Source organism: Acidovorax sp. GW821-FHT10E04 (assembly GCF_059415185.1).
The window spans coordinates 281,507-307,183 of sequence record NZ_JBWKMT010000003.1 but is presented as its reverse complement, the minus strand read 5'-3'; the positions used below and the strand labels follow the sequence as shown (position 1 = coordinate 307,183).

General features: G+C 69.3%; 24 protein-coding genes. 15 read left to right on the top strand and 9 right to left on the bottom strand.

Annotation, left to right across the window (positions count from 1 at the left end; all coding sequences use genetic code 11):
• Positions 1–27: 27 nt before the first annotated feature.
• Positions 28–627, bottom strand: coding sequence for a helix-turn-helix domain-containing protein (locus tag AC07OC_RS10770; protein WP_218339391.1), 600 nt, complete (start codon positions 625–627; stop codon positions 28–30).
• 187 nt (positions 628–814) lie between these two features.
• On the opposite strand from AC07OC_RS10770, the gene AC07OC_RS10765 reads away from it, so the two are divergent.
• On the top strand, positions 815–2,170 hold the full coding sequence (locus tag AC07OC_RS10765) for an esterase-like activity of phytase family protein (protein WP_218339392.1): 1,356 nt from the start codon (positions 815–817) through the stop codon (positions 2,168–2,170).
• Positions 2,171–2,396: 226 nt separating this feature from the next.
• On the opposite strand, the gene ggt is transcribed toward AC07OC_RS10765, so the two are convergent.
• Both ggt and AC07OC_RS10755 read right to left on the bottom strand, forming a co-directional pair.
• The gene (ggt, locus tag AC07OC_RS10760; RefSeq protein ID WP_218339393.1) at positions 2,397–4,028 is read right to left on the bottom strand and encodes a gamma-glutamyltransferase; all 1,632 of its coding nucleotides are present in this window, start codon (positions 4,026–4,028) and stop codon (positions 2,397–2,399) included.
• An 81-nt stretch (positions 4,029–4,109) separates the two neighbouring features.
• Entirely contained in the window at positions 4,110–5,060 is a 951-nt protein-coding gene (locus tag AC07OC_RS10755; protein ID WP_218297213.1) for a Bug family tripartite tricarboxylate transporter substrate binding protein, read from the bottom strand.
• 139 nt (positions 5,061–5,199) lie between these two features.
• Between AC07OC_RS10755 and AC07OC_RS10750 the strand changes: the two genes are divergently transcribed.
• The 3 genes from AC07OC_RS10750 to AC07OC_RS10740 all read left to right on the top strand — a co-directional run bounded on the left by AC07OC_RS10750 (position 5,200) and on the right by AC07OC_RS10740 (position 7,500).
• Positions 5,200–6,156 carry a LysR family transcriptional regulator gene (locus AC07OC_RS10750; RefSeq protein WP_218297072.1) on the top strand — a complete coding sequence of 319 codons (957 nt, stop codon included), beginning with the start codon at positions 5,200–5,202 and terminating at the stop codon, positions 6,154–6,156.
• Between the two features lie 88 nt (positions 6,157–6,244).
• Positions 6,245–6,949 carry a riboflavin synthase subunit alpha gene (locus tag AC07OC_RS10745; RefSeq protein WP_218297073.1) on the top strand — a complete coding sequence of 235 codons (705 nt, stop codon included), beginning with the start codon at positions 6,245–6,247 and terminating at the stop codon, positions 6,947–6,949.
• A gap of 47 nt (positions 6,950–6,996) precedes the next feature.
• The gene (locus AC07OC_RS10740; protein WP_218339394.1) at positions 6,997–7,500 is read left to right on the top strand and encodes a GNAT family N-acetyltransferase; all 504 of its coding nucleotides are present in this window, start codon (positions 6,997–6,999) and stop codon (positions 7,498–7,500) included.
• Here AC07OC_RS10740 and gcvA read toward each other — a convergent pair.
• The gene (gcvA, locus tag AC07OC_RS10735; protein ID WP_218339395.1) at positions 7,473–8,375 is read right to left on the bottom strand and encodes a transcriptional regulator GcvA; all 903 of its coding nucleotides are present in this window, start codon (positions 8,373–8,375) and stop codon (positions 7,473–7,475) included. The two genes, AC07OC_RS10740 and gcvA, sit on opposite strands and share 28 nt — an antisense overlap.
• A gap of 80 nt (positions 8,376–8,455) precedes the next feature.
• On the opposite strand from gcvA, the gene AC07OC_RS10730 reads away from it, so the two are divergent.
• Together AC07OC_RS10730 and AC07OC_RS10725 are read left to right on the top strand one after the other, a co-directional pair.
• Entirely contained in the window at positions 8,456–9,355 is a 900-nt protein-coding gene (locus AC07OC_RS10730) for a DMT family transporter (protein WP_218297075.1), read from the top strand.
• Between the two features lie 74 nt (positions 9,356–9,429).
• The gene (locus tag AC07OC_RS10725) at positions 9,430–9,927 is read left to right on the top strand and encodes an NUDIX hydrolase (protein WP_218339396.1); all 498 of its coding nucleotides are present in this window, start codon (positions 9,430–9,432) and stop codon (positions 9,925–9,927) included.
• Between the two features lie 81 nt (positions 9,928–10,008).
• Here AC07OC_RS10725 and AC07OC_RS10720 read toward each other — a convergent pair whose 3' ends face one another.
• The 5 genes from AC07OC_RS10720 to AC07OC_RS10700 all read right to left on the bottom strand — a co-directional run bounded on the left by AC07OC_RS10720 (position 10,009) and on the right by AC07OC_RS10700 (position 15,803).
• Positions 10,009–10,986: a Bug family tripartite tricarboxylate transporter substrate binding protein gene (locus tag AC07OC_RS10720; protein WP_218339397.1), complete on the bottom strand. Its 978-nt coding sequence runs from the start codon at positions 10,984–10,986 to the stop codon at positions 10,009–10,011.
• Between the two features lie 38 nt (positions 10,987–11,024).
• The gene (gene tcuB, locus AC07OC_RS10715) at positions 11,025–12,206 is read right to left on the bottom strand and encodes a tricarballylate utilization 4Fe-4S protein TcuB (protein ID WP_494596976.1); all 1,182 of its coding nucleotides are present in this window, start codon (positions 12,204–12,206) and stop codon (positions 11,025–11,027) included.
• Positions 12,193–13,659: an FAD-dependent tricarballylate dehydrogenase TcuA gene (gene tcuA, locus AC07OC_RS10710; RefSeq protein ID WP_218339399.1), complete on the bottom strand. Its 1,467-nt coding sequence runs from the start codon at positions 13,657–13,659 to the stop codon at positions 12,193–12,195. Before tcuA ends, tcuB begins: the two co-directional genes overlap by 14 nt.
• 192 nt (positions 13,660–13,851) lie before the next feature.
• The gene (locus AC07OC_RS10705) at positions 13,852–14,835 is read right to left on the bottom strand and encodes a LysR family transcriptional regulator (protein ID WP_218297080.1); all 984 of its coding nucleotides are present in this window, start codon (positions 14,833–14,835) and stop codon (positions 13,852–13,854) included.
• 152 nt (positions 14,836–14,987) lie between these two features.
• On the bottom strand, positions 14,988–15,803 hold the full coding sequence (locus AC07OC_RS10700) for an IclR family transcriptional regulator (RefSeq protein ID WP_218297081.1): 816 nt from the start codon (positions 15,801–15,803) through the stop codon (positions 14,988–14,990).
• 101 nt (positions 15,804–15,904) lie between these two features.
• On the opposite strand from AC07OC_RS10700, the gene AC07OC_RS10695 reads away from it, so the two are divergent.
• The 9 genes from AC07OC_RS10695 (at position 15,905) to bcsA (ending at position 25,671) form a co-directional block, all read left to right on the top strand.
• Complete coding sequence (locus AC07OC_RS10695) at positions 15,905–16,927, top strand: tripartite tricarboxylate transporter substrate binding protein (protein ID WP_218339400.1); 1,023 nt, start codon at positions 15,905–15,907, stop codon at positions 16,925–16,927.
• A 34-nt stretch (positions 16,928–16,961) separates the two neighbouring features.
• The gene (locus AC07OC_RS10690; RefSeq protein WP_218339401.1) at positions 16,962–18,449 is read left to right on the top strand and encodes a class I adenylate-forming enzyme family protein; all 1,488 of its coding nucleotides are present in this window, start codon (positions 16,962–16,964) and stop codon (positions 18,447–18,449) included.
• Between the two features lie 13 nt (positions 18,450–18,462).
• Positions 18,463–19,254 (top strand): citryl-CoA lyase, encoded by a 792-nt coding sequence (locus tag AC07OC_RS10685; protein ID WP_218339402.1) that lies wholly within the window; start codon positions 18,463–18,465, stop codon positions 19,252–19,254.
• Positions 19,251–20,081, top strand: coding sequence for an SDR family NAD(P)-dependent oxidoreductase (locus AC07OC_RS10680; RefSeq protein ID WP_218339403.1), 831 nt, complete (start codon positions 19,251–19,253; stop codon positions 20,079–20,081). Before AC07OC_RS10685 ends, AC07OC_RS10680 begins: the two co-directional genes overlap by 4 nt.
• A gap of 102 nt (positions 20,082–20,183) precedes the next feature.
• Positions 20,184–21,305 (top strand): tRNA 2-thiouridine(34) synthase MnmA, encoded by a 1,122-nt coding sequence (mnmA, locus tag AC07OC_RS10675; protein WP_218339404.1) that lies wholly within the window; start codon positions 20,184–20,186, stop codon positions 21,303–21,305.
• Between the two features lie 326 nt (positions 21,306–21,631).
• Positions 21,632–22,108, top strand: coding sequence for a cellulose biosynthesis protein BcsD (gene bcsD, locus AC07OC_RS10670; protein ID WP_255590973.1), 477 nt, complete (start codon positions 21,632–21,634; stop codon positions 22,106–22,108).
• A 46-nt stretch (positions 22,109–22,154) separates the two neighbouring features.
• Positions 22,155–22,709, top strand: coding sequence for a cellulose biosynthesis protein BcsP (gene bcsP, locus AC07OC_RS10665; protein ID WP_218339405.1), 555 nt, complete (start codon positions 22,155–22,157; stop codon positions 22,707–22,709).
• Complete coding sequence (bcsQ, locus tag AC07OC_RS10660; RefSeq protein ID WP_218297088.1) at positions 22,706–23,488, top strand: cellulose biosynthesis protein BcsQ; 783 nt, start codon at positions 22,706–22,708, stop codon at positions 23,486–23,488. Before bcsP ends, bcsQ begins: the two co-directional genes overlap by 4 nt.
• Positions 23,485–25,671 (top strand): UDP-forming cellulose synthase catalytic subunit, encoded by a 2,187-nt coding sequence (bcsA, locus tag AC07OC_RS10655; RefSeq protein ID WP_218297089.1) that lies wholly within the window; start codon positions 23,485–23,487, stop codon positions 25,669–25,671. The genes bcsQ and bcsA overlap by 4 nt, the downstream gene beginning before the upstream one ends.
• The last annotated feature ends 6 nt before the right edge of the window (positions 25,672–25,677 follow it).

Below are 25,677 nucleotides of genomic sequence, written 5' to 3'. Positions count from 1 at the left end.
GAGATGGACAAAGTGGCGGGAGTCCGGTCAGCGGTGGCCGTGGGCGGCCACATCGCAGAGGGCGACCAGGTAGTGGGCCTCCTGGTCGGCGGGATTGGAAAAGACCAGGGGCTCCGTGAGCCGCACGGCCAGGCAGTCGCCCTTGCGCAGCACATGGAGCGTGTCTCCCTGCGAGATCTCCATGCGGCCTTTGAGCACCCACACCTGCTGGTGCAGCGAGCCGTCCAGCCGGCCGCCCTCGTAGGCCACGCGCGCGCCGGCGGGAAACCGCACCTCCGCCAGCTGCAGCGGCGAGGGCCACGCGGGGGGCGACACCTGCTTTCTCACATAGCCGGACTGCGGGTCCACCCACTCCACCTGGTCGCCATGCCGCACCAGCGGAGCGGCCCGCGCCGGGGTGGGCGGCGCCTCGCCGAACAGTTCGCCCAGCGACACGCCCAGCGCCGATGCCAGGCGGTCGAGCACCACCGCCGTCGGGTTGGTCTGGCCCCGTTCGATCACGGAGATCATCGAGCGGCTCACGCCGGAACGGGCGGCCAGGCTGTCGAGGCTGTCGTTGCGCGACGCACGCAGCCCATGGATGCGGCGGCCAATCCTGGCGCTGATGTCCTCGGCGGAGAGGGGCATTGGATTTCCATCAAATGGGATTTTGTCCATCATATTGGATTTTTGGCCGCGTCGGGCCACCCGCCCGCACGGCAAGGGGGGTGTCCAGGTTTTCCGGTGCGTAGAAAAGAACGCGCGTGTGCCCTCCGTCACTTCCCTGTCACACCGCCCTGGCATCGTCCGCCTTTTGTTTCTTCAAAGTCGACGCATGTTTCACCTCTCACGCATTGCTGCTGGCGCCACCTTGGCCTGCGCTGCCCTGGTTCCTTCCCACGCCCAGCAGGCCTACCCCGCCACGCTGGCGGGCCACGCCGTGCTGCCGGCCTTCACGCTGATCGCCGCGCCCAAGGACGCCCCGCAGGACCTGCAGGCCAGCGGCAAGTTCACTACCCCGCGCCGCGTGGAGGCCGTGGGCACCGTGATGGGCCAGTCGGGCGGGCGCGACACCGGCGTGTCCGTGCCCTTCAGGGGCCAGCCCATCCAGGGCCATTCGGGCATCAAGCGCATGGCCGACGGCTCGTTCTGGATCCTCACCGACAACGGCGCGGGCGCCAAGGCCAATTCGCCGGATTTCATGCTCTACCTCAACCACTACGCCGTGGACTTCAAGAGCGGCCAGTTCAACCGGATCAAGACCGTGTTCCTGCACGACCCGGACAAGAAGGTGCCGTTTCGCATCACGCACGAAGGCACGGAACAGCGCTACCTGACCGGTGCCGACTTCGACCCCGAGAGCTTCCAGTTCGCGGGCGGCGCGCTGTGGATCGGCGACGAGTTCGGTCCCTCCCTCATCAAGGCCGACCTGAACGGCAAGGTGCTGGGTGTGTTCGAGACCAAGGTGGACGGCAAGGTGGTGCGCTCGCCCGACGCCCCCGGCGTGCTGATGCCCGGCGCGCCGGACGCCAAGCCCACGCCGTTCGAGGTCAAGCGTTCCAAGGGCTACGAAGGCATGGCCGCGTCCAGGGACGGCAGCAAGCTCTATGCGCTGCTGGAAGGCGCGCTGTGGAACGAGGAGGCCAAGGCGTATGAGAACGTGGGCGGCAGGCAGTACCTGCGCGTGCTGGAGTTCGATGTGAAGAGCGAGCAGTGGACGGGCCGCCACTGGAAGTACGTGCTGGAGGCCAACCACCACGCGATCGGCGACTTCAACATGATCGACAGCACCACGGGTTTGATCATCGAACGCGACAACGGCGAAGGCACAGCCGACAAGGCCTGCCCGGAAGGCCACAAGCGCACCGACTGCTTCCACGACCTGGCCAAGTTCAAGCGCGTCTACAAGGTTGAGATGAGCGACGCCAACGTGGGCGGCGAGATCCGCAAGGTGGGCTACATCGACCTGATGAACATCCAGGACCCGCAGCGCCTGGCCCGGAAGCCGCTGAACAACGGCGTGCTCACCTTCCCGTTCTTCACCATCGAGAACGTGGACGTGGTGGACGGCACGCACATCGTCGTGGGCAACGACAACAACCTGCCCTTCAGCAGCAGCCGCGAGCCGAACAAGGCCGATGACAACGAGCTGGTGCTGCTGGAAGTGGGCGAACTGCTGCGGGCCAGGTAGGGGCAAGCCGGTCGGCGCATGCCGGGAGCGGGCCGATGATGCCTTGGCGCCCCGGCCCGCGCACCCCGCCCTGCGCTGCGTTACGTTGCGCGGCCGATCAGGGGCCGGGCGCGCGGACAGGGGGCCGGAGAGGCGGGTGGCGCTGATCGATGAATCGCCACCAGCTATCCAAAGAGGAGCGAGTGACGCGGCTTCGCCGCGGGCCCGCCTGCCCGCCCGCTGGCGCTCAGTGCGCCGCGTCCATGCGCAGCTTGTACGCCACGCCATCGCGCCCGGGGTCGGCGCCGCCGTGCAGGCCGTCGGGCTGCACCTGCACGCCGTGCACCCAGCCAATGGTGTAGTTGTAGGGGTTGCGGCCGACCGCGTAGCCCTGGGCTTCGAGCGCGCGCGTGGTGTGACGCGGGATGCGGTTGCACACGTCGATGGCGTTGCTGGTGGACGAAAACCGCGGCGCCGACACGGCGGCCTGCATCTCCATGCCGTGGTCGATCACGTTGAGCAGCACCTGCAGCACGCCCATGGCGATCTGCGTTCCACCCGGTGCGCCCAGCACGATGTCCAGCCCGCCGTCCTTGAATGTCATGGTGGGGCAGGACGACGTGAAGCGGCTCTTGCCCGGCTGGATGCTGCCCGCACGGCCCGGGCGCGGGTCGAACACGCCCATGCAGCCGTTGTACAGGAAGCCCATGCCCGGCGTGATGATGCCCGAGGGCATGGCCAGCGAGTGCGTCATCGACACGGCGTTGCCGTCCGCATCGACCACGCTCAGGTGCGTGGTGTCGCGTGGCACGGGCGCGCCGGGGTTCACGCGCTCCACGCTGAAGCGCTGGCCCGCGCGGATCTGTTCGGCCGCCTCGCGGGCCATGTCCTTGGACAGGAGCTTGTCGAGCGGCACGTCGAAGAATTTCGGATCGCCGATGCAGCGGTCCTTGTCGGCCGTCGCCTTCTTCATCGCCTCGCACACCAGCCGGAGGTATTCGGGGCTGTTGTGCTCCATGCCGCGCAGCTCGAAGTGCTCCAGGATGTTGAGCATCTCCAGCAGCATGGCGCCGCCGCCCGGAGGCTGGTTGGTGGTGACGGTGCGGTCGCGGTAGCTGCCCACCAGCGGCGGGTTGCGCGTGACCTCGTACCGGGCCAGGTCCTCGAGCGTGATCAACGCGCCCAGCGACTGCAGGTGCGCGATCATCTTCTGGGCCAGATCGCCCCGGTAGAACGGCTGCGAGCCCTCTTCGGCGATCTGGCGCAGCACGCTGGCCATGCCAACGTTCCGCAGCGGCGTGCCGATGGGCTTGGGGCGGCCATCGGGGCGGCAGTAGAGTTGGCGGCTGTCCTCGCAGTACTGCAGCCGCTCCAGGTTGCCGACGCGGCCCATGGCGGGCTCGTCGATCCAGAAGGCGTGCATGCCGGGGCGCACAAAGAAACCGTCCGAGGCCCAGCGGATCGCGGGCTCCACCACCTGCTTCCACGGCAGGCGGCCGTGCGCCTGGTGCATGGCTTCCAGGCCCTTGAGCGTGGCGGGTGTGCCAATCGACTGGGGGCCGATGTCGTTGACGCGGCCTGTCAAGATGAAGCCGAAGCCGTCCTTGGTCTCGCCTTCGAGCAGGTGCTCCCACATGTTCTCCCGGGCTGCCAGCGGCGCGGGCGAGTGGAAGTCGAAATACTCATGCACCCGGGCGCCGGGCAGGTACACGGCGGCCGTGCCAAAGCCCGCAATGCCGCACATCAGCGGATCGACCACCGTCTGGGCCAGGGCGCAGGCGACCGCCGCATCCACGGCATTGCCGCCGGCGCGCAGGATGTCGATACCGGATTCGGCGGCCTCGGGCTGCGGGCAGACCACCATGGCTTCTTTTTTCATAGCATTCAAGGGCGAACCCCGTGCGGCATCAGTGACACGGCACGGGGTGGATTGAGAGAGAGGGGCTTGCGGGGCGCGGGCTTACTTGGCGCTGAGGTTCAGCTTTTCGAGCGTGGGGCCCCAGGCCTTGGCGTCGCGCACCGTGGTTTCCATGACCAGCGACGCAGGCCCGGACACGGCGATCACGCCCATGGTCTTGAGCTTGGCCTGCACTTCGGGGCTCTTGTGGAAGCTTTCCGTGGCCTTGTTGAGCTTGTCCACGATGTCGGCCGGCGTGCCGGCGCGCGCCACCACGGCGCTCCATCCCAGGGAGTCAAAACCCTTCACGCCCAGCTCGCCCAGGGTGGGCACATCGGGCAGCTCGGGTGCGCGCTGGGGGGACAGCACGGCCAGCGCATTGAGTTTCTTGGCCTTGATGTGCGGCAACGCTGTGCCATACACCACGCCCATCAGTTCGGTCTGCCCGCCCATGGTGGCCATGACGCCGTCGGCTTCGCCCTTGTAGGGGATGTGGGTCATCGAAATGCCCAGCGCTTCATTCACCAGTTCCACGGCGAGGTGGGTGGAATTGCCCAGTCCGGCGGACGCGAAATTGAGCTTGCCGGGGGCCGCCTTGGCCTTCTCCGTCAGGTCTTTCAGCGTCTTGATGCCCGTGGCGGGATTGGCCGACAGCACGATCGGCACGGTGGTCAGCATGGCCACGCCCGTGAAATCCTTCTCGGGGTTGTAGGGCAGGGGTTTGTAGGTGAACTGGTTGAGCACCATGAGCGACACGCTGCCGTACAGCAGGGTGTAGCCGTCGGCGGGGGCGCTCAGCGCGTTCTGTGCGGCAATGAGCCCCCCTGCGCCGGGCTTGTTTTCCACCACGATGGTGCCGCCCAGGGCCTTGCCGGCATGTTCTGCCCACAGGCGCGCGATCGTGTCGGAGCTGCCGCCCGCCGCCTGCGAGACCACCAGGCGCACGGGACGGTTTGGGTAGGCGCCTTGCGCATGCGCGGCGGTGGCCGTGGCGGCTGCGGCAGCGACGCCCATCAGTAGCCTGGAGACGTTGTTGATTGTGTTGAACACGGTGACCTCGACGGGGAAGTTACAGAAAAGATGAGCACATTGTCATGACGAATACTGCTGATTGCCTAGTGAAAAGGCAGAATGGGGCCATGAGGATTTGTTCATGATTGATCGTTCGGAAGGCACGTCCTGGGCGCGGCGCATCAAGGTCCGGCACCTGGAGTCGTTCCTGGTGCTGGACGAGGCGGGCACGCTCACGCTGGCGGCGGCGCGGCTGCACATGACGCAGTCGGCCATGTCGCACTGGCTGGCCGAGATGGAGGGCGTGGTGGGCTCGGCGCTCGTGGTGCGTGGGCGCAAGGTGCAGCTCACGCCCGCCGGGCACCTGCTCAAGCGGCTGGCCATCAACGTGCTGGGCGACATTGCCCGCACGGGCCGGGAGATGCACGCCATGGCCGAGGGACGCGTGCCGCGCCTGAACGTGGGCAGTGTCTGGGCGGGTATCGCCGGCGGCCTGCCCGAGGCCGTGAGCGCCTTTCAGCAGGACCATGCCGATGTGGCCGTGTCGATCCACGACGGGCCGTTCGACCATCTGCTCAAGGGGCTGGAGACGGGCGCGCTCGATGCCGTGATCGGCGTGCTCGATGCGCGGGCCCACCGGCCGGGGCTGGACCACCAGGTCCTGTTTGACGACCAGGTGGCCGTCGTCATCGGGCACGGCAGCAAGTACTGGTCGCGCAGCGCGGGGCTGGGCTTCGCGGACGTGCTGCACGAAAACTGGGTCATGCCGCCCAGCGGCACGCTGACGCGCATCCAGATGGATGCCTACCTGATCGCGCAGGAGGCCTCATGGCTGGTGCCGAAGGCCGAGACGGCGTCGCTGGCCATGATGCAGGCGCTGTTGCACAAGGGCGACTATGTGGGCGTGTGTTCGGAATCCATGGCCGACTACATGGCGTCGCTGGGGCTGTTCAGGAAGATCGCCATCGACTCCAGCATCCGCTTCGGGCCCATCACCGTGGTCTGGCACCGCGAGCGTGTCTCGGCCACGCTCATGGACTTTGTCGGCTGCCTGGTGGGCCACGCGCGGCGTGCGCCCCCGCTGGCGCACAGCCCGTAGGCGCGGCGGGACCGCGCCGCCCCGGCGCGCGGGGCCGGGTGGCAAAATTGAAGGCCCTCCCCTCTGCCACCTACCCGGAAACCGCGCCATGTTCACAGGCATCGTCCAAGCCACGGCAGGCATTGCCGCCATCCACGATCGCGCAGGCCTGCGCACCTTCACGCTCGACTTCCCGGAAGGCTTCTGCCAGGACCTCGCCATCGGCGCCAGCGTGTCCACCGACGGCGTGTGCCTCACGGTGACGGAAATCCTCTCGCCCACGCAGGCCAGCTTCGACGTGATGCTGCAGAGCCTGAACATCACCACGCTGGGCGGCTACCAGCAGGGCGACCGCGTGAACGTGGAACGCGCGGCCAAGGACGGCGCCGAGATCGGCGGCCACCCGCTGTCGGGCCATGTGGACTTCACCGGCACGCTCATCGAGCGCCGCGAGTTCGACAACAACCTGGTGTGGCGCGTGGCCGTGCCCGAGGCGTTTCGCCGCTACATCTTTGCCAAGGGCTACATCGCCATCCACGGCGCGAGCCTCACGGTGGCCGAGGTGAACCGGCAGGAGGGCTGGTTCGAGATCTGGATGATTCCCGAAACGCGCCGTGCGACGGTGTTTGAACACAAGAAGGTGGGCGACCCGCTCAACATCGAGATCGAGCGCAGCACCCAGGTAGTGGTGGACACTGTGCGCGAGGCCGTGCAGGAAAGCCTGGGCCGGCTGCAGCCGGTGCTGGAAGCCCTGCTCAGGGAAAAGGGCCTGTCGCTCGACGACTTCGTGCAGCCGCCGGTGTTGCCGCATTGAATGGAACACATCCGGGCCCTGGCGTGGTGGCCCCTTCCGATGATCCGATGACGAGGGTGCGCCCCCTGGCCGTCGCCGACCTGCCCGGCCTGCTCGCGGTGCAGCTGGCCTGCTATGGCGCGGGCTTCGTGGAGAGCGGCGAGGTCTTCGCGGCCCGCCTGGCCAGCCCGGCCAACTGCTCGCTGGTGCTGGAGCGCGCGGGCGTGGTGTGCGCCTATCTGGCGGCCTACCGGTCGGTGATGGGCAAGGTGACGCCACTGCATGGCGGCTTCGAGGCCGTGCCGCAGCCCGATACGCTCTACCTGCACGACATGGCCGTGCTGCCCGGCTGCGCGGGCCAGGGCCTGGCCCGCGCGCTGCTGCAGCCGATGTGGGAAGGGGCGCGGGGCCAGGGCCTGCGGCACACAGCGCTGGTGTCGGTGCAGGGCTCGCAGGCGTACTGGGAGCGGCAAGGCTATGCCGTGCAACCCCTGGCCGATGCGGCGCAGCGCGAACGGCTGGCGAGCTATGGAGACGGCGCGGTCTACATGGTGCGTGCACTCGCTCCCTGACCGGCGCTCCCCTGCGCCATGACCCAGTCGCGAAAGCGGCGCAGCGCGGGGTCGATCAGGGCTTCGGGCCGGTACACCAGGTGGTAGGCCAGCGGCGCCGGAAGGGGCTTGCAGTGCACGCAGACCAGCGCGCGCGCGGCCAGCTCCTGCTGCACGAGCGCACGCCTTGCCAGCGCAAAACCCCGCCCGGCCACGGCGGCCTCGATGGCGGCGTTGGAATGCGCGAACACCACGCCGCCGTCGCAATCCACGCCCGCCACGCCATGCGCCTCGCACCACAGGCGCCAGTCGCCACGGTGCTCGTCGTGCAGCAGCCGGGCGCTGTTGATGTCGGCCACGCGCGCCGACCGGCGCGGCGCGAGCAGGCGCGGGCTGCACACGGGCACCAGGTCGTCGGCCACCAGCACCTCGGACCGCAGGCCGGTGTATGCACCCTGCCCATGGCGCACGGCAAAGTGCACGCCTTCGGCCGCGAGGTCCACCGCGCGGTTGGTCGTGCCCACGTGCACGTCCATGTCCGGATGCTGCTGCAGGAAGCCATGCAGGCGCGGCACCAGCCACTGCACGGCGAAGCCCGGCGTGCAGCTCACCAGCACCACGTGCCGCCGGTTCGTCGACGCGATGCGCGAGGTGGCATGCCCGATCAGGGCCAGGCCCTCGGCACAGGCCACCTGGTAGTCGCGCCCGGCCGCCGTGAGCGCCAGGCCGCGCGGCTGGCGCTCGAACAGCGCGCAGCCGAGGAACTCCTCGAGCTTGCGCACCTGCTGCGAGACGGCGCCGGGCGTGACATGCAGCTCCTCGGCCGCGCGCCGCACGCTGGCGTGGCGGGCCGTGGCCTCGAAGAAGCGGATGGCGATCAGGGGCGGCAGGCGCATGGTGCTTGTATAGCGTGGCTAAACGGGTGTGCAGGATAAATGGTTTGCCGCCACGGCACCATGCCCCGAAGATGCCGGGCATGAACCTCCCCAGCCTGCTCCGTCTTTTCGCCCTGGCCGCCCTGTGGGGCGGCAGCTTTCTCTTCATGCGCATCGCCGCGCCGGTGTGGGGGGCGGTGCCCACCGCGTTCGGCCGCGTGGTGCTGGGCGCGGCGGGGCTGCTCGCGCTGCTGGCGGTGGTGCGGCTGCGGCCCGCGTTCGGGGGCAAGCTGGGCGCCGCGCTGGTGCTGGGCGCCATCAATTCGGGCATACCGTTCCTGATGTTCGCGCTGGCCGCGCGCGTGCTGCCAGCGGGCTACAGCGCCATCCTCAATGCCACCACGCCGCTCATGGGCGTGGTGATCGGTGCGCTGGCATTCGGCGAGCGCCTCACGCCCGCCCGCGTGGGCGGCGTGCTGCTGGGCATGGCGGGCGTGGCGGTGCTCGCGCAGGCGGGGCCGGTGGCGCTCAGCGCGCCGGTGCTGGGCGGCATCGCCGCCTGCCTGGTGGCCACGGCCTGCTACGGCCTGGCGGGCTTTCTCACGCGGCGCTGGATCACGCAGCGCGGCGGGCTCGACAGCCGCCTGGTGGCGCTGGGCAGCCAGTGGGGGGCCGTGCTCGCGCTGGCGCCGTTCGCCCTGTGGGAGGCGGCGCACCAGCCGGTGGCCACCTGGCTCGCGGCCGGCCCCGCCGTCTGGGGCGCGATGCTGGCGCTGGGCCTGCTGTGCACCTCGGCCGCCTACGTGCTGTATTTCCGGCTCATCGCCGACGTGGGGCCCGTCAAGGCGCTCACCGTGACCTTCTTGATCCCGCTGTTCGGCGTGGCCTGGGGCTGGCTGGTGCTGGGCGAGGTGGCCACGCTGGCGCACGCCGCCGGCGGCGTGCTGATCGCGCTGGCGCTGTGGCTGGTGCTGCGGCCCGCACCGGCCCCGCAGCGCTGAGCGCGGGACGGCGCTGCGAAGGGCGATGCCGGCCGCGGCAGCGCGCGTCATGGCCCGTGGTCATAATGCGCGCCATGCCCCACCGCTGGAAACCCAACGTCACCGTGGCCGCCCTCATCGAGCGCGATGGCCGTTTTTTGCTGGTCGAGGAAGAGACGACCGACGGTCTCAAGCTCAATAACCCCGCCGGCCACCTGGACCCGGGCGAATCGCCCATCCAGGCCTGCGCGCGCGAGGTGCTGGAAGAGACGGCCCATGATTTCGTGCCCACGGCGCTCGTGGGGGTGTACATGAACCGGTTCACCAAGACGCGCACGGGCGACGACATCACCTACATGCGCTTTGCGTTCGCCGGCACCCTGGGCACGCACCATGCGTGGCGCCCGCTGGACGCGGGCATCGTGCGTTCGGTCTGGATGACGCTGGACGAGATCAGGTCCTGCGCCGACCGCCACCGCACGCCACTGGTGCTGCAGTGCATCCAGGACTACCTGGCCGGGCAGCGCTTTCCGCTGGACTTGATCCATACCGACCCCAGCGTGCTGCAGATGCCGGACACGGCGCGGCCCTGAGGCCCGGGACTGCCGCATCCTCTTCACCGGCGTGCCCACGGGACGCCGTACAGTGCCTCAAGGGAGTGATTCTTCCCCCCTCTACTCCGCCGTGAGCTTGCGCTCCTTGATGATGGTGGCCCACTGGGTCGATTCCTTCTTCATGAAGGCCGTGAGCTCGGCGCGCGTGGTGGGCTGGGGCGTGAGGCCATGCTTGTTGAGCGCCTCTTTCACGCCCGCGTCGTTCAGCACCTTCACGATCTCCTGGTTCCAGCGTTCCAGCAGCGGCACCGGCGTTTTGCCCGGCGCCACGAAGGCGTACCAGTTGAGCGCCTCGAAGCCGGGAAAGCCCGATTCCGCCACGGTGGGGATATTGGGCAGATAGGCCGGCCGCGTGAGGCCCGTGGTGGCCAGCGGGATCAGCTTGCCCGTTTCGACATGCGGCAGCGCGGTGGGGGGCGCGGCAAAGTACGAGGTGACGCGTTCGCCCAGCAAATCCTGCAAGGCGGGTGCCCCGCCCTTGTAGGGCACATGGGTCATGTCGATGCCCGCGCGCTGGTTGAACAATTCGCCCGCCAGGTGGGATGCCGAGCCCGCGCCCGTGGAGGCGAAGTCCACGCTGCCGGGCTTCTTCCTGGACAGCTGCACGAATTCTGCGAGCGTCTTCGCGCCCGCAGCCTTGTGCACCACCAGCACGTTCGGAAAGTTCACACCCCCCGACACCGCCGCCAGGTCCTTGAACGGGTCATAGGTGAGCTTCATCAGGTGCGGCGCGATGGTGAGCGGTCCCACCGAGCCCAGCAGCAGCACCGTGCCGTCCGGCGCCGCATTGGCCACGAACTGGTGCGCGATGTTGCCGCCCGCCCCGCCCTTGTTGTCCACCACCACCGACTGGCCGATGTTCTCGGAGAGCTTCTTGGCGATCAGGCGGGCGGCCGCATCGGCCGCGCCGCCCGCGGCAAAGCCCACGACCAGGGTGACGGGCTTCTTGGGCGGAAAGTCTTGCGCGGCGGCGCCGAAGGCCAGGGGCAGGATTGCCAGCGCCAGGGCGCATTGCAGCAGGGTTCGTTTGGGGGTCATGGGGTCTCCTTCATCGTGGGTTGTGTGGTGTCAGTGAATCAATCAGCGCCCAGCCCGATGGGGTTGGGCTGGCGCTTTTCCACCGCATGGCGCAGCAGCGATGCGGTGCGGAAAATGCCGTGCGCGAACTTGCCGTAGGGCAGGGTGGCGAACAGCGCCATCACCGCGCCCAGGTGCAGGCACAGCAGCAGCGGCAGGGCGGGCGTGCCGCGCGCGGCCCAGAGCAGCAGGCCGCTGGTGGCGGTGAGGAACAGCAGCGCGATGAAGGCGCGGTCCATGGGCTTTTGCGCGGCGTCGCCATGCTGTGGGTGACGGCGCAGGTTCAAGCGCCACAGGCCCGCCGTGCCGATGGCCAGGCTGATGCCGCCCACGCCGCCCAGCAGCTTGGGCAGGCTGGGCAGGTCGTACGGTGCGGGCGCGCCCAGCAGGTAGTGGTACAGCGTGGCGACGCTGGTGGCGGCAAAGCACAGCATGAAGCCGTAGAACGTGAGGTGGTGAAACCGCCGGCGCGACAGGGTGTAGGCATCGTCCTCGTTGTGGCAGCCGTCGCCATGGCCGCCGTCCAGGTATTTGAGGCGGAGCACCGCGTCGGCGGCCTCGACCGTGGCGGGCGCGCTCAGCGGCGCGCCGCTGGTGGCGGGCGTCACGTCGCGCCAGAAGCGGCGCACGCCCAGGCCCAGCGCCAGCGTGGCGAACAGGAACACCGGCGCGAACAGGCCCACCAGCAGGTTGTGCGGAAAGATGCCGTAGAAGCCGCCCACGGGCGACTGCCACAGCGCACCCAGGCCCTGGCCATGCAGCGCTACGGCCAGCACCATGAACAGCGTGAGGCCTGCCACCAGGGCCAGTGCCAGGGTCAGCCCGTTGCGCTGGTAGAGCGCACCGAGCGCCAGGGGCCAGGCGTAGTCGGTGTAGGTCTGCCCCCGCACCTGGGCCATGGCCTGCGGTACGTTCACCGCAAATTCATGCGGCGGCGCGTATTGGCAGGCGTGCAGGCAGGCACCGCAGTTGTGGCACAGGTTGGCAATGAAGTGGATGTCGGCCTTGCCAAACTCCAGCCGCCGCGTCATGGCGGGGAAGACGGCGCAAAAGCCCTCGCAGTAGCGGCAGGCGTTGCAGATCTGCAGCTGACGGGCCACTTCGGTTTCGGGGGCCGACAGCACGATGTTGCCGTTCGCCAGCGCCCGGGCGTCGCGCGTCAGGGCTTCAAGCGTTTGCATCACTAACTCCTGTTTTCATAGCTGCTGGCGCTTTGTGGATAAGCGCTGGAGCCTGTTTGGATGCCAAAGCGGCCTGTGCGCCCGCGATGCGGCCGAAGGCCGTGCCGATGCTCATGCCCACCCCGGCCGTGTAGCCCTTGCCCAGCACGTTGCCGGCCATCATTTCGCCGGCCACGAACAGGTTGGGGCTCGGCACGTCGCCAAAGCGCACGGCGGCGGTGTCGTCGGTGCGCAGGCCCAGGTAGGTGAAGGTCACGCCGGGCCTGAGCGCGTAGCCGTAGAACGGGCCGGTGGCGATGGGCCGCGCCCAGTGGGTCTTGGCGGGCGCGATGCCCTCGGTGTGGCAGTCGTCCAGCGTGGTGTGGTCGAAGGTGCCCACGCGGCAGGCGGCGTTGTAGCTGTCCAGCGTGCGCATGAAGCGGTCCACGGGCAGGCCGAGTTGTTGCGCCAGCTCGGGCAGGGTGTCGGCCTTCACGCCCGGGAACACGGGCGGCATGAAGCGGCCGATGGCCTGGCTGTCGATGACCGAGTAGCCGATCTGCCCCGGCTGCTGCGCCACCAGGCGGCCCCAGATCGCGTATCGCTTGGGCCAGAAGTCCTCGCCCTCGTCGTAGAAACGCTCGCCATCGCGGTTGACCACCACGCCCAGCGACACGCAGTCGATGCGCGTGCAGATGCCGCCGTCGTACAGCGGCGCGCGCGCGTCGATGGCCACCATGTGCGCCTGCGTGGGGTCGCCGATGCGGTCGGCGCCGTGGTCGTCGAGCAGGTGGCGCAGCAGCACGCCCCGGTTGTAGGCCGTGCCGCGGATGAGGAAGTTGTCCGACGGCCACTCGCCGCGTTCGTTCTGGCCCCAGGCCTCGCGCAGCCATTCGCGATTGGACTCGAACCCGCCCGCCGCGAGCACGCAGCTCTTGGCCGTGATGCGCTCGCCGCCGGCCAGGTGCGCCGCGACGAAGCGGCCGTTGTCGATGTCCAGGCGCTCCACCGGGGCTTCGTAGCGCACCCGCACGCCCAGCGCCTCGGCGCTGCGGTAGTAGGCATTGACCAGCGCCTTGCCCCCGCCCATGAAGAACGCGTTGGTGCGCGCCACGTGCAGCGTGCCGGCCAACGCGGGCTGAAAGTGCACGCCGTGGCGGCGCATCCAGGGCCGGCAGGTGCTCGACTCGCGGATCACCAGGCGCGCCAGGTGTTCGTTGGTGAGGCCGCCCGTCACCTTGAGCAGGTCTTGCCAGAACTCTTCTTCGGGGTAGGCGCCGACCAGCACGTCCTGCGGCGCGTCGTGCATGCAGCGCAGGTTGCGGGTGTGGGCAGAGTTGCCACCGCGCCAGGCGCGTGGGGCCGATTCGAGCAACAGCACGCTGGCGCCGGCCTCGCGCGCCATCAGGGCGGCGCACAGGGCGGCGTTGCCGCCGCCGATGACGAGCACATCAACCACAGCGTCGCCGCTCATGGCCGGTGGCTCCAGGCCATGCGCTGTGCGTGGGGGAATGAAGAAGGGGTTTTGGGGCCCATGGGGTGTCTCCTGGCGAGGTCGCCGTGTCGTTCATCGTGGTGACGGCGACTGTAGGGAGACGTGGGCCCTCCGTGCAGCAGGCTCAGGTCATGGGGGTATCACGGATCGAGATGGCAGCGCGTGGCAGGTTCAGGCGGGCGCGCCCTCGCCACCGATCCATGTCGTTCCGAACCACTGGCCGGTGGCCACGAGTTGGCGCACGCAGTCGGCCACCACCACGCGCGTGGCCAGCGCGGCGGGCGAGAGCTCTTCATCGGGCAGGCTGCACAGCAGGTTGACGCGGCGCGCGGGCGCGTCGGTCAGGCGCGCGCACTGGAAGCGCAGGGCGGCATCCGGGTAGCGGCCCATGGCGGCCCAGGGCTGCACGGTGGAGCCCAGGCCCGCGTCCACGGCGGCCATCACCATGGCGAGCGAGTCCACCTCCAGCACCACGTGCGGCGCCACGCGGTCGCGCGCGAAGGCGGTGTCCAGCGTGCTGCGCAGGCCGTGCGGGCCGGTGGGCAGGATCAGGGGTTCATGGACCAGTTCGGCCACCGTCAGGGTCTCGGGCAGCTGCCGGCCGCCGGGGTTGCCGGGGCCGCTGCGCGCGCAGATGAGGAACAGGTCTTCCTCGAGCAAAGGCGCCATCTCCCAGCGGCGCGCGCCGCTGGCCTGGCGCGCCTGGTGCAGGCGGGTGTCGAACAGCACGGCCAGGTCCAGCTCGCGCGCGTTGAGCATGGCCGTGAGGTGGCCCGACATGCTCTCGACCATGTGCAGCCGCACGTCGGGGTAGCGCGCGCGCATGGCCTGCATCAGCGGCAGGCCCAGCACGCTCGACGTGGTGGGCGCCAGGCCCACGGTGACGGTGCCCGACAGCCGCGCCTGCTGCGCGGCGCGCACGGCCTGGTCGGCATGGCGCAGGGTGAGCTGCGCCTCGCGGAAGAAGGCCAGCCCCGCCTCGGTGGGCGCCACGCCGCGCGGCGTGCGGTGCAGCAGGCGCGTGGCCAGCTCGCCCTCCAGCCGGGTGATCTGCTGGCTCAGCGCGGACTGCACCACGTCCAGGTCCAGCGCGGCGCGGCTCATGGAGCCGCGCTCCACCACGCGCACGAAGTAGCGCAGTTGTCTCAGTTCCATCGGGGTCCTCGGGGCCGCGGCCATCACGGCGCGTGATGGGGCGGATGTTCGCACATTCCGCCGCGACCGGGGTTTTGGTCGAAATAGGCTTGTAGCGCTTTATCCATAAGCGCTGACAGCTACTGTTTTGATAGTATCTGGCGCCCGGCCGCTCACACCCCGCCCGGCAGCAGCGCCGCCAGCGCCTCGCGCATCCAGCGCGCGATGAGCTGCTGGCGCTCGCGCGGCATGCGGTCCACGGTGGATGCCACGCTGATCGCGGCCACGGGCTCGCCGGCCGCGTTGCGCACGGCCATGCCGGCGGCCAGCACGCCCTGGGTGGCGTGGTTGCCCACCACCGACCAGCCGCGCTCGCGCGTGGCGCGCACCAGGATGGCCAGGCGCTCGGGCGTCATGCCGCCGTAGCGCGGCAGCGCCTGCGCGTTGGCGGCGATGGCGGCCTGCATCTCGGCATCGGGCAATGCGGCCAGCAGCGCCAGGCCCGCCGCGCCCACGCCCAGCGGCTGGCGCGTGCCCACCTGGATCACGAGGATCTGCACCGGGTGCGTGCCCACGTGGCGGGCGATGCAGTGCGAAGTGGGCCCCTCGCGCACGATGGCGAAGGCCGCATCGCCGCAGGCGCGGCTCACGCGCTCCAGCACGGGCGCCAGGCGCATGGCCATGTTGGGCTGGCCCGCGGGCTCGGCCATGGCCGCAAGGCGCGGGCCCGCCACGTAGCGAAAGCGCCCGCGCTGCGCCACATAGCCGCTCTCCAGCAGCGTGGCCAGCAGGCGGTAGACGGTGGCGCGCTCCAGCCCCGCCGCGCGGCACAGGTCGACCACGCGCGCGCCGTCGCGACCCTGGGCCAGCACGGCGTCCAGCACCTGCAGGCCCCGGCGCAGCGTGCGGCTGCCGGGGTCGTCGGGGGCTTCGGGCGGGGGTGGAACGTCCGGCAGACGGACGTTTCGATTCGCAGGTCGGGAGGGCATGGGAAAGAATTTGTCCGTCGATGCAACCAGCGCGCAGTGTGCCGCAGAGCCACGCCGCCGGGGCGCCCAGACGGATTTTCAGACACACCAGGAGACAAGACATGACCTCGCATACCACTCCCTCTGCCACGCCCTACACGGCTCCGCGCCGGCGCCTGCTGGCCCTGGCCGCCGCCATCGCCTGCACCGCCGCCCTGCCCCTGCAGGCCCAGACCGCCAGCGCCACGGGCTGGCCCGCCAAGCCCGTGAAGCTCGTCGTGGGCTATGCGGCTGGCGGCGCCACCGATGTGATCGCGCGCCTGGTGGGCGCCAGGCTCGGCGACCAGCTGGGCCAGCCCGTGTTGGTGGACAACCGCGCGGGCGCCAACAGCAACGTGGGCGCCGAGGCCGTGGCGCGCTCGCCGGCCGACGGCTACACGCTGTACGTCTACACCATCGCCAACACCATCAACGCCACGCTGTACCCCAAGCTCGGCTACGACCCGGTCAAGGACTTCGAGCCCATCGGCATGATCGCCAGGATTCCGAACATCCTGGTGGTCAACCCCAGGCTGCCCATCAAGAACCTGGCCGACTACGTGCGCTACGCCAAGGAGTCCAAGGACGGCATCACCTTCGCGTCCTCGGGCAGCGGCTCGTCCATCCATCTCTCGGGCGAGATGTTCAAGATGCAGTCCAAGCTCAAGATGCTGCACGTGCCTTACCGGGGCAGCGCGCCTGCCGTCACCGACTTGCTGGGCGGCCAGGTGGATTCGATGTTCGACAACACGCCCTCGGCGCTGCCGCATGTGCAGGCGGGCAAGCTGCGCGCCATTGCCATCACCAGCGCCCAGCGCTCGCCCTTGCTGCCGGATGTGCCCACGCTGGCCGAGTCGGGCTATGCGGGCTTCGACGTGCAGTCGTGGTTTGGTCTGGCCGCACCGGCGGGCACGCCGCGCGCCGTGGTCGAGCAGGTCAATGCGGCCCTCAACAAGGTGCTGGCCCAGCCCGAGGTGCGCAACCGCCTGCAGGAGCTGGCCGCCACGCCCGATGGGGGCACGCCCGACAAGATGCGCGGCTTTGCCGCCGCCGAGATCAAGCGCTGGCGCGAGGTCGTCAAGGAATCGGGCGCATCGGCCGAGTAATACGCAACCTCCCGCAACCTCCCCTGCCGCCCCTATGTTCCCCATCGACTTCTTCTGGCGCGCCGCCCAGCGCTGGCCCGACCGCATCGCCATCGACGCGCCCGAGGGCGCCATCCGCTACGACGCGCTGGCCGCCCGCGTGGCAGCGCTGGCGGCGGGCTTCACCGCCATCGACCCCACACCCCAAAGCCGCGTGGGCATCTGCGCGGGCAACAGCGCCGACCACATCGCTGCGCTGCTGGCGGTGCTGGCCTGCGGCAAGGTCTGGGTGCCGCTCAACCCCAAGAGCACCCGACCCGAAATCCGCCGCATCATCGACGCGACCGAGCCCTCCATCCTGGTGCTCGACACGGCCTGTGCCGATCTGGTCGAAGGGGCACCCGGTGCCCGCGTGCCGACCGCAGGGCTTGCCGACCTGGCCGCCGTGCATGCGGGCGCGCAGCGCCCGGTGATCGACTTGCCGGACGACGCCACCCAGGCCATCAAGTTCACGGGCGGCACTACGGGCGCGCCCAAGGGCGTGATGCAGCCCTACCGCGCGTGGATGGCCAACATCACTAACCAGATCCACGCCTGGGGCTTCGACGAGCACGAGCGCTACATCGTGGCCGCGCCCATCACGCACGGTACCTCCACCTACCTGCTGCCCATCCTGGCGCAGGGCGGCTGCCACGTGGTGCTGGGCGGCGCGGGCGCCGAGGCGGTGCGCACGGCCTTCCGCGAGCGCGGCGGCACGGTGTGCTTCATGCCGCCCACACTGGTCTATATGCTGATGGCGCTGCCGGGCGTGTCGCGCGCGGACTTTCCGCGCCTGCGCCGGCTGATCTACGGCGGTGCGCCCATGCCGCCCGAGAAGATCCGCCAGGTGCGCGATTTCTTCGGCCCCGTGCTGGGCACCACCTACGGCCAGACCGAGGCGCCGCAGATCCTCACCGTGATGCAGCCCGGGGACTTCGAGGACCCGGCCAACTGGGCGGCCGTGGGCCGCACCACCTGGTTCAGCGACGTGGCCATCATGGCGCCCGACGGCCGCCTGCTGCCCACGGGCGAGGTGGGCGAGGTGGTGGCGCGTGGCGACCTGCTGATGACCGGCTACTGGCGCCTGCCCGAGAAGACCGCCGAGACCCTGGTGGACGGCTGGCTGCACACCGGCGACCGCGGGCTCATCGACGAACGCGGTTATCTCTACCTCAAGGACCGGCTCAAGGACATGGTGATCACCGGCGGCTTCAACGTCTACCCCGTGGATGTGGAGAACGCGCTGGGCCAGCACCCCGCGGTGCACGAATGCGCCGTGTTCGGGCTGCCCGACGACAAGTGGGGCGAGACCGTGCAGGCCGCCGTGCAATTGCGCCCCGGCGCGCAGGCGACGGAAGCCGAGCTGATCGCCTTCGTGCGCGAACGCCTGGGGCCGGTGCAGACGCCCAAGCACATCCATTTCCACGAGAGCCTGCCCCGTTCGCCCGTGGGCAAGGTGCTCAAGTCCGCCGTGCGCGATGCGGCATTGGCCGCCACGGCCTGAAGGAACCATTCACATGACCTCCACCACTTCCAAGACCCCCGTCACCCGCCTGTGCACCCACACCCTCACCAGCCTGCATTACCGCGATGCAAACCTGGTCGAGGACTTGATGGGGAAGAAGACCTTCACCGAGGTGATGCTCATGCAGATCCTGGGCCGCGCGCCGCGCGGCGTGGACCTGCGCATCACCGACGTGGTGCTCATCGTGCTCATGGAGCACGGCCTCACGCCCAGTGCGATCGCCACGCGGCTGATCTACATGAGCGCGCCCGAGAACCTGCAGGGCGCCGTGAGCGCGGGCCTGCTGGCCGTGGGCAGCTCCTTCGTGGGCACCATGGAGAACTGCTCCAGTCTGCTCGACCGCATCGCGGCGGCTGAGGACCCCGAAGCCGAAGCGCTGGCCATTGCACGCCACTACAAGGGCCTGAAATCCCCAGTGCCCGGCTTTGGCCACCACCTGCACAAGCCCGTGGACCCACGCGCCTACAAGCTGCTGGAGATGGGCCGCGCCGAGGCCGAACTGCAGGGCGACAAGATCCGCGCGCTGGAGATGCTGTCCAGCGCCGTCGATGAGGTCGCAGGCCGCGCCATCACCATCAACGCCACGGGCGCGGTGGCGGCGCTGCTGGGCGAGATCGGCGTGCCCACGGCGGTGATGCGCGGCTTTGCCGTGATCTCGCGCGCGGCCGGCTTGGTGGCGCACATCGTGGAGGAGCAAGACAGCCCGTCGGGCCGCTTCATCTGGGACACGGTGGAGCATGCGATCCCCTTCGTCGGCGGCGCGGGCCAGGGCGGCCCGGCGTGAGCGCCGTACCGCATCCACCCGCCCTGCCGCTGGACCTCTCGGGCCGTGTGGTCTTCGTGGCCGGGGGCGGGTCTGCCGGACCGGGCTGGAGCATTGGCCGCGCTGCCTGCGTGACCTACGCCCGCCTGGGCGCCAGCGTCTGCGTGGCCGACCGCGATGCGGCCTCCGCTGAAGAGACCACGGCGTTGATCCATGCCGAGGGCGGCACCGCCGCCACCTTCGTGGGCGATGTGGCCGAGGCGGCGGAGGTGAAGCGCCTGTTCGCCGAGGCGCGCGAACGCTTCGGCGGCGCCATCGACGTGCTGCACCACAACGTGGGCATCGGCAAGACCGGCGGTCCGCTGGAGACCAGCGCCGAGGACTTCGACCGCATCCACGGCGTGAACGTGAACAGCCTGCTGCTGGCCTGCCAGCAGGTGCTGCCCGGCATGGTGGAGCGGGGCCGGGGCTCGATCATCACGATCTCGTCCATCGCGGGCATGCGCTACCTGGGCTACCCGCACCTGGCGTATGGCGTCACCAAGGCGGCGGTCACCCACTTCACGCGTCTGGTGGCGCAGCAGTACGCGGGCCAGGGCGTGCGCGCCAACACCGTGGTGCCGGGGCTCATCGACACGCCGCGCATCGCGACCACGGTGGCCAAGATGTTCTCGGACGCCAGCCTCGACGAGGCCCGCGCCGCGCGCGCCCGCCAGGTGCCCATGGGCCGCATGGGCACCGCCTGGGACGTGGCGCACGCCTGCGCCTTCCTGGCCAGCGATGCGGCGGCCTATGTGACCGGCACCGAACTGGTGGTGGACGGCGGCATCACGGGCAAGTTCGTGTAGTTCCGCCCAGCCCTGTCCCCGGCCGCCGGATGGCCTGCCGGGGGACAGGGCGTTCCTGGCGCCCGCGCGTGCCCTGCCGCTACAAAAAATACAATCGGTGCGATGACAGCATCCCCCAAGCAGCGCGTCGTCGTCGGCCTCTCCGGCGGCGTGGACTCCGCCGTGACCGCCCACCTGCTCAAACAGCAGGGCCATGAGGTGGTCGGCATCTTCATGAAGAACTGGGAAGACGACGACGACAGCGAGTTCTGCTCGTCCAACATCGACTTCGTGGACGCGGCCGCCGTGGCCGACGTGATCGGCATCGAGATCGAGCACGTCAACTTCGCGGCCGACTACAAGGACCGCGTGTTCGCCGAGTTCCTGCGCGAGTACCAGGCCGGCCGCACGCCCAACCCCGACGTGCTGTGCAACGCCGAAATCAAGTTCAAGGCCTTCCTGGACCACGCCATGCGCCTGGGCGCCGAGAAGATCGCCACGGGACATTACGCGCGGGTGCGCCGGAACCCGGCCTCGGGCCTGTTCGAGCTGCTCAAGGGGCTCGACCCGTCCAAGGACCAGAGCTACTTCCTGCACCGCCTGAACCAGGCCCAGCTGTCCAAGACCCTGTTCCCGGTGGGCGAGCTGCACAAGACCGAGGTGCGCCGCATCGCCGAGGAGATCGGGCTGCCCAACGCCAGGAAGAAGGACTCCACCGGCATCTGCTTCATCGGCGAGCGGCCGTTCCGCGAGTTCCTGAACCGCTACATCAGCCACGCACCGGGCCCCATCCAGGACGACCGGGGGCGCACCATCGGCAAGCATGTGGGCTTGAGCTTCTACACGCTGGGCCAGCGCCAGGGGCTGGGCATTGGCGGCATCAAGGAAAAAGGCGTGCAGCGCGGCGGCGGCGATCACGCGCCCTGGTTTGTCGCCCGCAAGGATCTCGCCACGAACACGCTGCGCGTGGTGCAAGGGCATGACCATCCCTGGCTCCTGTCCCACGCCCTGCAGGCCCAGGATGCCAGCTGGACGTCGGGCCACCCACCGGTTCCCGGCCACTACGGCGCCAAGACCCGCTATCGGCAGCAGGACGCCGCCTGCTCGGTCGTCAGCGCGGCGGGCACGGATTTCCAGCTGCGGTTTTCCCAGGCGCAATGGGCGGTCACGCCCGGCCAGAGCGCGGTCCTGTACGACGGGGAGGTGTGCCTGGGTGGCGGGGTCATCGGGTCGGCTACAGACTGAAACACTCGGGATTTTTCCAGCGCAGCCCAGGTGGCGGCGGGTCGCAAATGCGGGCTTTTCAATTGTCACTGACTATCGAATTAACGATTCAATAGCAATTGATGCGAGATATGTGGTGTGGCACCCACAACCCTCTACGTAGATACCGCCAGTTGAACTAAGTTGACCTTCTGTTCGCTGCGGCAAGTGCCATTTCGGCGGGCAGGGCTCCTAAAATTCCTGCAAACGCTGTTTGAAACCACATGTATCAACCGATGCATATGGTAAACCCTTAGTCCACCCCGCCGAGGGCCATCACCGGCCCGATGCTTGCTCGCGTGCGCGCCATGTCCTCCATCGTTTCCATGCCCTCCAGTCCCGAGATCGCCGAACACCTGGCCCAGCAGCAGTGCACGGTCCAGTGGAGGGGGTTCTTTCAGGCCCTGGCGTCGGAGTTTGCCGCCGCACTCGCGCCGGAAGACCTGCGCGCGCTGATGTTCCGGGTGGGGGCACGGTTCGCGGCGGAGCATCCCCTGCCGGCGTGCGCCACCCTGCAGGAGCTGGAGCAGGCCATGTCGGCCGTGTGGACCCGCATCGACTGGGGCTGGGTCCGCCTGGTGCAGGACGTGGCGCAACTGGACATCCACCACAGCCTGTCGCCCGTGTCCGCTGCGTTCGGGCCCGACCACGCACCATGGTCGGGTGGTTTCCTGGAGGGCGTCTATCAGGGCTGGTTCGAACTGGCCGGCGCTGGCCAGCTCAAGGTGGTGCAGCGCGCGCCCGCGGATGCCTGGGGGTGCGTGCACCTCCAGCTGGCACGCTGAGCCCTGCGGATTTCGGATTTCTACGTTTCGGCATTGACGGTGACCCATGAAGCATTCAGACGACATCGTGAACCTCTTTCAGCAGTTCGGCGCCAAGGCGGACCCTTACCATGAGCTGGCCCGCCAGCAGGAGCACAAGCTCTCCAGGGAGCGCTGGCCCCTGGTGTCGGCCGTCCGGGACGCCGTCGCCGATGACATTCCCTCCGTAGACCGCCGCGCCGGCGCCCCCGGCGCCCCGACGCCCCAGGCGGCCTTCGCGCCCGCGCCGGCTTCGGCACGGCCCGTCCCCGCGGGCTGGGCGCAACCCGCCGCGCGGCCTGCGGCCGAGGTTCCTCCGCCCGTGGTGGCGCCCACGCCCATGCCTGCGCCTATGACCCCGGCGGACCGCGTGCCACCCTCGGCCGCGCTGGCCGCCCGTTCGCCCCTGGCCGGCCTGGCCGGCCTGCGCACCGCGGCGGCCCCTTCCCCTTCCGATGCGGCGGCGGGGCAACCCGGTTCGCTGCCCGCCGATCTGCCGTCGGTGTTTGCGCGCCTGGCGGGCGCGGGCGACACCCCGCCCCGGCCCGCAGCGGCCTGGCAGCCTCGCAAGGGCCACCCATGAAAGTGATTGCCATCGTTTCTGCCAAGGGCGGCGTGGGCAAGACGACACTGACCGCGAACCTGGCCACCGCGCTGGAGCGCCAGGGCGTGGCGACCTTGCTGGTGGTGGACATGGACCCCCAGAATGCGCTGGGCCTGCACTTCGGAGCCGATCCCCGCTCCCTCGCGGGCGTGTCCCGGGCCAGCCTGGCGGGCGAAGGCTGGGCCTCCGTCTGCGTGGAAAGCCCCTCGGGGGTGCATGTGCTGCCCTATGGGGTGGTGAACGAGGCCGACCGCGTGGCCTTCGAGCGGCATCTGGATGCGCATCCGCACTGGCTGGCACAGCAGCTGGAGAGCCTGGAACTGCCGCAGGACGCGGTCGTGCTGATCGACACGCCGCCCGGCCCCTCCGTCTACATGCAGCAGGCGCTGGCGGCAGCCCAGGTGGTCGTCGTGGTCAGCCTGCCCGACGCGGCATCGTATGCCTCGCTCGCCCTGATGCAGCGCCTGGTGCACACGTACTGCACGCCGCGCCCCGACTTTTCCGAAACGCTCTATGTGCTCAACCAGGCCGACGGCGCGCGCCAGCTGTCCAAGGACATCACGCGCGTCATGCAGGACAACCTGGGCGAGCGGCTGGTGGGCGTGATCCACGAGGACCAGGCCGTGCGCGAAGCGCTGGCCTACGACCAGAGCGTGCTGGAGTACGACGCACAGGGCCAGGCGGCCGATGACCTGCGCGCCTGCGCGCGCGTCCTGGCGCAGCGCCTGCGCCTGCCGCTGGCGGGGGCCGCGCGATGAGCGTCGACCAGCGTCCCCGGGCCGACGAAGTCGCCGACGCCGACTCCCACAGCCCCCAGGCCCGCTGGCGCACCGTGGTGCATGCCATCACCGGGTGGAACCTGTGGCAGCACCCCGTGGTGCGTGTCGCGGCCGTGGTGTTCAGTGCCCTCCTGATGGGGCTGGTCATCAGCGTGCCGCTCGACCTCCAGGGCCAGATCCTCTTTTCCGTGGGCTCGTTCGGTGCCGCCTTGCTGCTGAGCAAGACGCCCGGCCGCCTGTCCACGCTGGCCATGATCGTGCTGTCGATCTCGGCGTCGTCGCGCTACATCTACTGGCGCTTCACGGACACCATCGGGTTCACCAACCTGCTGGATGCGGCTTTCGGGTACGGCCTGGTGCTGGCGGAGCTGTATGCGTTCGCGGTGCTGCTCATCGGCTACTTCCAGACGGCGTGGCCGCTGCAACGTCGCCCGGTTCCCATGCCCCAGGACATCAGCACCTGGCCCAGCGTGGACGTGTTCATCCCTTCGTACAACGAGCCGCTCGAAGTGGTGCGCCAGACCGTGTTCTCGGCCATGAGCCTGGACTGGCCGGCCGACCGGCTCCACGTGTACGTGCTCGACGACGGCCGCCGCCCCGAGTTCCGCGAATTCTGCGAAGAGCTGGGCGTGGGCTACCTGATCCGCGACAACAACCACCATGCCAAGGCCGGCAACATCAACGCGGCGCTGAAAGTCACGCACTCCGAATACATCGCCATCTTCGACTGCGACCACATTCCCACGCGCTCGTTCCTGCAGATCTGCATGGGCTGGTTCTTCAAGGACACCAATCTGGTGATGCTGCAGACACCGCACGTGTTCTTCTCGCCGGACCCGTTCGAGCGCAACCTGGACACGTTCCACCGCATGCCCAACGAGGGCGAACTGTTCTACGGCATCGTGCAGGACGGCAATGACCTGTGGAATGCCTCGTTCTTCTGCGGTTCCTGCGCCATCATCCGCCGCAAGGAGCTGCTGGAAGTGGGCGGCATCGCGGTGGAAACCGTGACCGAGGACGCGCACACCGCGCTCAAGCTCAGCCGCCTGGGCTACAACACGGCCTACCTCGAGGTGCCCCAGGCCGCGGGCCTGGCCACCGAGAGCCTGTCCGGCCACGTGGGCCAGCGCATCCGCTGGGCACGCGGCATGGCGCAGATCGCGCGCACCGACAATCCGCTGTTCGGCAAGGGCCTCAAGTTCGGGCAGCGCCTGTGCTACCTGAACGCGATGCTGCACTTCTTCTACGGCCTGCCGCGCCTGGTTTTCCTGACGGCGCCGCTGGCCTACCTGTTCTTTGGCGCGCATGTGTTCCAGGCCACTGCGCTGATGATCACCGCCTACGCGCTGCCCCACCTGGCCCACGCCAGCGTGACCAACTCCCGCATCCAGGGGCGCTTTCGCCATTCGTTCTGGAACGAGGTGTACGAATCGGTGCTGGCCTGGTACATCATGCGCCCGGTGCTGGTGGCGTTCATCAACCCCAAGCTGGGCAAGTTCAACGTGACGGCCAAGGGCGGGGTGATCGAGAAGGCCTATTTCGACTGGACCATCGCACGGCCCTACGTGGTGCTGCTCCTCATCAATCTCGTCGGGTTCGCGGTGGGAATCTGGAAGCTGTTCTCGTCGGCGGGCGATGAAACCACGACGCTGGTCATCAACATGGTCTGGACCACCTACAACGTCATCCTGCTGGGCGCCAGCGTCGCGGTGGCCAGCGAGACCCGCCAGATCCGGGGCACGCCGCGCGTGGCCGCCTCCCTGCCCGCCGTGATCCGCTTCGACAACGGGCGCACGCTGGTGTGCAAGACCGAAGACTTTTCCCAGCACGGGCTGGGCCTGTCCGTGCCCCCGGACAGCGACATTCCCATGGGCAGCCGCCTTTCGGTGTCGCTGTTCCGGTCGGACGAAGAAGGTGTCTTTCCCGCGGTCGTCACGTTCAGCGGCAAGGGCCGCCTGGGCGTGAAGTTCGACAACCTCAGCCTGCACCAGCAGGCCGAGCTGGCGTCGCTGACCTTCGCGCGGGCCGATGCGTGGATCACCAGCTGGGGCACCGGCCAGCGCGACAAGCCACTGCGCTCGCTCCGAAGCGTGATCGTGATCGGGCTGCGCGGCATGGGGCAGCTGACCGTCTCGGCCGTCAAGTCCCTGAAACCCCGCTGAGAACAC

Coding starts and splice junctions, on each gene's coding strand:
- AC07OC_RS10740 (WP_218339394.1), top strand. CDS start 6,997: ATGACGAGGGTGCGCCCCCTGGCCGTCGCCGACCTGCCCGGCCTGCTC.
- AC07OC_RS10690 (WP_218339401.1), top strand. CDS start 16,962: ATGTTCCCCATCGACTTCTTCTGGCGCGCCGCCCAGCGCTGGCCCGAC.
- bcsD (WP_255590973.1), top strand. CDS start 21,632: ATGTCCTCCATCGTTTCCATGCCCTCCAGTCCCGAGATCGCCGAACAC.
- bcsA (WP_218297089.1), top strand. CDS start 23,485: ATGAGCGTCGACCAGCGTCCCCGGGCCGACGAAGTCGCCGACGCCGAC.
- AC07OC_RS10720 (WP_218339397.1), bottom strand. CDS start 10,986: ATGACCCCCAAACGAACCCTGCTGCAATGCGCCCTGGCGCTGGCAATC.
- AC07OC_RS10750 (WP_218297072.1), top strand. CDS start 5,200: ATGATTGATCGTTCGGAAGGCACGTCCTGGGCGCGGCGCATCAAGGTC.
- AC07OC_RS10745 (WP_218297073.1), top strand. CDS start 6,245: ATGTTCACAGGCATCGTCCAAGCCACGGCAGGCATTGCCGCCATCCAC.
- AC07OC_RS10695 (WP_218339400.1), top strand. CDS start 15,905: ATGACCTCGCATACCACTCCCTCTGCCACGCCCTACACGGCTCCGCGC.
- tcuA (WP_218339399.1), bottom strand. CDS start 13,659: ATGAGCGGCGACGCTGTGGTTGATGTGCTCGTCATCGGCGGCGGCAAC.
- gcvA (WP_218339395.1), bottom strand. CDS start 8,375: ATGCGCCTGCCGCCCCTGATCGCCATCCGCTTCTTCGAGGCCACGGCC.
- AC07OC_RS10765 (WP_218339392.1), top strand. CDS start 815: ATGTTTCACCTCTCACGCATTGCTGCTGGCGCCACCTTGGCCTGCGCT.
- AC07OC_RS10725 (WP_218339396.1), top strand. CDS start 9,430: ATGCCCCACCGCTGGAAACCCAACGTCACCGTGGCCGCCCTCATCGAG.
- tcuB (WP_494596976.1), bottom strand. CDS start 12,206: ATGCAAACGCTTGAAGCCCTGACGCGCGACGCCCGGGCGCTGGCGAAC.
- bcsQ (WP_218297088.1), top strand. CDS start 22,706: ATGAAAGTGATTGCCATCGTTTCTGCCAAGGGCGGCGTGGGCAAGACG.
- AC07OC_RS10685 (WP_218339402.1), top strand. CDS start 18,463: ATGACCTCCACCACTTCCAAGACCCCCGTCACCCGCCTGTGCACCCAC.
- AC07OC_RS10705 (WP_218297080.1), bottom strand. CDS start 14,835: ATGGAACTGAGACAACTGCGCTACTTCGTGCGCGTGGTGGAGCGCGGC.
- AC07OC_RS10770 (WP_218339391.1), bottom strand. CDS start 627: ATGCCCCTCTCCGCCGAGGACATCAGCGCCAGGATTGGCCGCCGCATC.
- AC07OC_RS10700 (WP_218297081.1), bottom strand. CDS start 15,803: ATGCCCTCCCGACCTGCGAATCGAAACGTCCGTCTGCCGGACGTTCCA.
- mnmA (WP_218339404.1), top strand. CDS start 20,184: ATGACAGCATCCCCCAAGCAGCGCGTCGTCGTCGGCCTCTCCGGCGGC.
- AC07OC_RS10755 (WP_218297213.1), bottom strand. CDS start 5,060: ATGGGCGTCGCTGCCGCAGCCGCCACGGCCACCGCCGCGCATGCGCAA.
- AC07OC_RS10730 (WP_218297075.1), top strand. CDS start 8,456: ATGAACCTCCCCAGCCTGCTCCGTCTTTTCGCCCTGGCCGCCCTGTGG.
- ggt (WP_218339393.1), bottom strand. CDS start 4,028: ATGAAAAAAGAAGCCATGGTGGTCTGCCCGCAGCCCGAGGCCGCCGAA.
- bcsP (WP_218339405.1), top strand. CDS start 22,155: ATGAAGCATTCAGACGACATCGTGAACCTCTTTCAGCAGTTCGGCGCC.